The 3069-nt window shown below is 41.9% G+C and carries 4 protein-coding genes; 3 read left to right on the forward strand and 1 reads right to left on the reverse strand.

From position 1 onward, the window contains the following. Nucleotides 1–22: 22 nt before the first annotated feature. A complete protein-coding gene (locus tag IQR33_RS20875; protein WP_005372970.1) occupies nucleotides 23–115 on the reverse strand; it encodes a YnhF family membrane protein in 93 nt (30 codons plus the stop codon). Between the two features lie 127 nt (nucleotides 116–242). Between IQR33_RS20875 and IQR33_RS20880 the strand changes: the two genes are divergently transcribed. The 3 genes from IQR33_RS20880 to IQR33_RS20890 all read left to right on the forward strand — a co-directional run bounded on the left by IQR33_RS20880 (nucleotide 243) and on the right by IQR33_RS20890 (nucleotide 2961). After that, nucleotides 243–833, forward strand: a complete 591-nt coding sequence (locus IQR33_RS20880; protein ID WP_005372968.1) for an outer membrane protein — start codon at nucleotides 243–245, stop codon at nucleotides 831–833. Nucleotides 834–1402: 569 nt separating this feature from the next. Further along, nucleotides 1403–2869 (forward strand): sodium-dependent transporter, encoded by a 1467-nt coding sequence (locus tag IQR33_RS20885; protein ID WP_005372966.1) that lies wholly within the window; start codon nucleotides 1403–1405, stop codon nucleotides 2867–2869. Then, nucleotides 2866–2961 carry a MetS family NSS transporter small subunit gene (locus IQR33_RS20890; protein WP_017633863.1) on the forward strand — a complete coding sequence of 32 codons (96 nt, stop codon included), beginning with the start codon at nucleotides 2866–2868 and terminating at the stop codon, nucleotides 2959–2961. Before IQR33_RS20885 ends, IQR33_RS20890 begins: the two co-directional genes overlap by 4 nt. Nucleotides 2962–3069: the final 108 nt, after the last annotated feature.

The following is a 3069-nucleotide window of genomic DNA, read 5'->3' on the forward strand; positions in this document are numbered from 1 at the left end:
ACGTTTGGTAAAAGTGGTTATCTTAAGCTGTTGTAATAGCAATGATGCCAAATGACAAAAGCACTGCAAAAACAGTCACCACAATGATTAATGCGGATTTTAGATCGTGTTCCATAAACACCTCCTTAATATGTAACAAATTAATAACACCGGTGTGAAATATGTTCAAGATTTGCTTAATTTAGTCGCGCAATTTTGACTAACCCATCACAATTAGCTTAGTCATAATAAGGAGATAGGGCATGAACCAAAAACTCAGCTGGCTAGTAGGAATCATGATGATGAGTACTGCTATCAATGCACAAGCGAATATCATCGTTACACCATACATAGGCTATACAGGAGGCGGCCAAGTAGAGGATGAAAGTGGTAATACATACGATCTCGACCCCGCAGTGAATTACGCTCTTTCAGTCGAGACTCCCTTAGAAAAAGGAAGGATCGGATTGTTTTACTCCAATCAATCGACGGAACTTGAAAAGCTGTCCAACTCGGCAGATATCCATTATCTGCACTTCCAAAGCAGCATGTACTATCCTGTCGCAGAAAAATGGCAAACCTATATCGGTGTAGGTTTGGGCGCTTCTTACGCCGATGTGGATTGGGTAGACAAAAAATACGGATTTTCGGCTAGCGCTTTTGCAGGGCTGGAATATGAATTTTCAAAGAACTTTGCATTAACAGCCCAACTGAGATGGTTAGGAACGGTCGTTGATAACGATACATCTGGCGCCTGTACTCTACCTAATGACGGCTCAAACTGTATCATTAAGTTCGATACTGATTGGATGAACCAATTCCAATCAAATGTCGGTTTTAGTTTCCGCTTCTAATTTTTATGCATGTTCCTTTATAGGACTCGTCACAAAGAACGCTGAACGAGTCCTGCACAGAGCCGATAAAGGATATCGTCTAAACACCATTGTTTGGCAAAGTAACGAAGCATCATCTAGATAGGTGCACAAAAGATAGCCGTACGCCCTAATTAATCAAAATAGTCTTAAACACCAAAGCAATTATTAGATCCCAGTCATTTATTCCAGACAAACAACCACACACCCACATAAAACCACAATCAAACTCAAATTTAACAAGATTAAAACCAGACAACGCATCTGAATTAACATTTAGATTCTATTGCGCTAAGTATTATTAGAAGTTAGTCTGATCAGTGAAAACAGATAAATATTTCAGTTTTATCAAACACACATCAAAATTTTAAGATTAATAATCTACTTTCTCTTACAGTAGCCAGAATATAGCTCTATAAAATTATAAGAAGTTAGAATTAAGGATAGAAAAGCTGATGGATAACAGCGGTCCTTTCTTCCAACTATTTGCGCAATTATTACTGTGTTACGTAGAGAGCTTCATTCCTCAGGGAGTCTTATAGGAGTCAAATATGAAGCGAGAACAATGGGGATCCCGGGCGGGATTCATCTTAGCAGCAGTTGGGTCTGCTATCGGTTTGGGAAACATTTGGCGTTTCCCATACATGGCCTATGAAAACGGTGGCGGCGCGTTTTTTATTCCTTACATTTTTGCCATGATCACTGCCGGTATTCCATTTATGATCCTTGAGTTCAGTATGGGACAAAAATACCGAGGCTCGGCACCAAAAACACTTGCGAAAATTCATTCTAAATTTGAATGGCTTGGCTGGTTCCAAGTTGGTGTGGCTGCAGTTATTGCCGTTTACTATGTGGCTGTTATCGGTTGGTCGATTTCTTACTTTGGGTTGTCGTTCACTCAAGGTTGGGGAACCGATACCAACGCATTTTTCTTTAGTGAATACCTAAAGCTAGGTGACAACTCACCAACAGACTTAGGCAGTATTCAATGGAAGATTGCTTTATCCATGGTAATTGCTTGGGCAATTACTTACACCGCCATTGCCAAAGGCGTGAAATCAGGAATTGAACGAGCATCTAAAATTATGATGCCAATCCTATTCTTGATGGTGATTTTCTTAATCGGACGTATGATTTTCTTGCCAGGAGCTCTAGATGGCGTGAACTACATGTTCGAACCCGATTTCAGCAAAATTTGGGATGTGAAAGTATGGGCAGCGGCATATGGTCAGATCTTCTTTACGCTAAGTATCGGCTTCGCCATCATGCTAGCTTACTCTAGCTACCTACCAGAAAAGTCAGACATAACGAATAACGCGTTTATGACCGTGTTGATCAACTGTGGCTTCTCGATCCTAGCCGGCATCATGATCTTCTCAGTATTGGGTTACATGGCTCAAGAGCAAGGTAAGCCGTTAACAGAGGTGGTATCTGCAGGCGTTGGCTTGGCTTTTGTTACTTTACCTGCGGCAATTAACCTACTACCTGCCCCATATATTCTTGGTCCACTGTTCTTCTTTGCACTGGTGGTTGCTGGTCTAAGTTCGCATATTTCAATTATGGAAGCCGTAACTTCAGCCATTATCGACAAGCTGAAGTGGAGCCGTAAAAAAGCTGCAAATGTTGTGATTGGTATTGGCTTCGTTGTCTCTATGGCGTTTGCTACCAATGGCGGTCTGCTGCTACTCGACCTAGTAGACCACTTTGCAAACAACGTTGGCATCATGGTTGGTGGTCTGGTTGAGATTGTCTTGATGGCGTGGCTATTGAAGCGCGTGCCAGAAGTACGTAATTACGTTAACGAGCGCTCTGATTTCTCTGTTGGTCAATGGTTCGAGATCTGCTTACGCTTCGTTACACCAATCATGCTCGCCATTATCTTAGCGACCAAGCTATACGCCCTAATTACTGAAGGCTACGGTGGCTATGATCTAACTTTAGGCTGGGCACTTATCGCCGCACTCTTTATCTTTGGTCTAGTGATCAACGCAGTGAACCGCAAGGAGACAGCAAAATGACAATCAGCGCAATTATTATGATGGTTATTGGTTTAGGTATCACTTGGGGCGGCGCTGCCGTTTGCATTAAGCGAGCCATGAATAAACAATAGAACGTTAAGTTCTGACCCGTCCTGATATGGGTTGACACTTTTTAACTAAAACGCTCGATGTACTTCATCGGGCGTTTTGTATTTTAAAGCCGTATGAGGCCTCATTTG

This window comes from Vibrio sp. OPT46 (assembly GCF_015163535.1).
GTDB classification, from domain to species: domain Bacteria; phylum Pseudomonadota; class Gammaproteobacteria; order Enterobacterales; family Vibrionaceae; genus Vibrio; species Vibrio alginolyticus.

Bases quoted from the DNA above. Each gene is read 5' to 3' on its own strand.
- IQR33_RS20885 (WP_005372966.1), top strand. From the start codon at position 1,403: ATGAAGCGAGAACAATGGGGATCCCGGGCGGGATTCATCTTAGCAGCA.
- IQR33_RS20875 (WP_005372970.1), bottom strand. From the start codon at position 115: ATGGAACACGATCTAAAATCCGCATTAATCATTGTGGTGACTGTTTTT.
- IQR33_RS20890 (WP_017633863.1), top strand. From the start codon at position 2,866: ATGACAATCAGCGCAATTATTATGATGGTTATTGGTTTAGGTATCACT.
- IQR33_RS20880 (WP_005372968.1), top strand. From the start codon at position 243: ATGAACCAAAAACTCAGCTGGCTAGTAGGAATCATGATGATGAGTACT.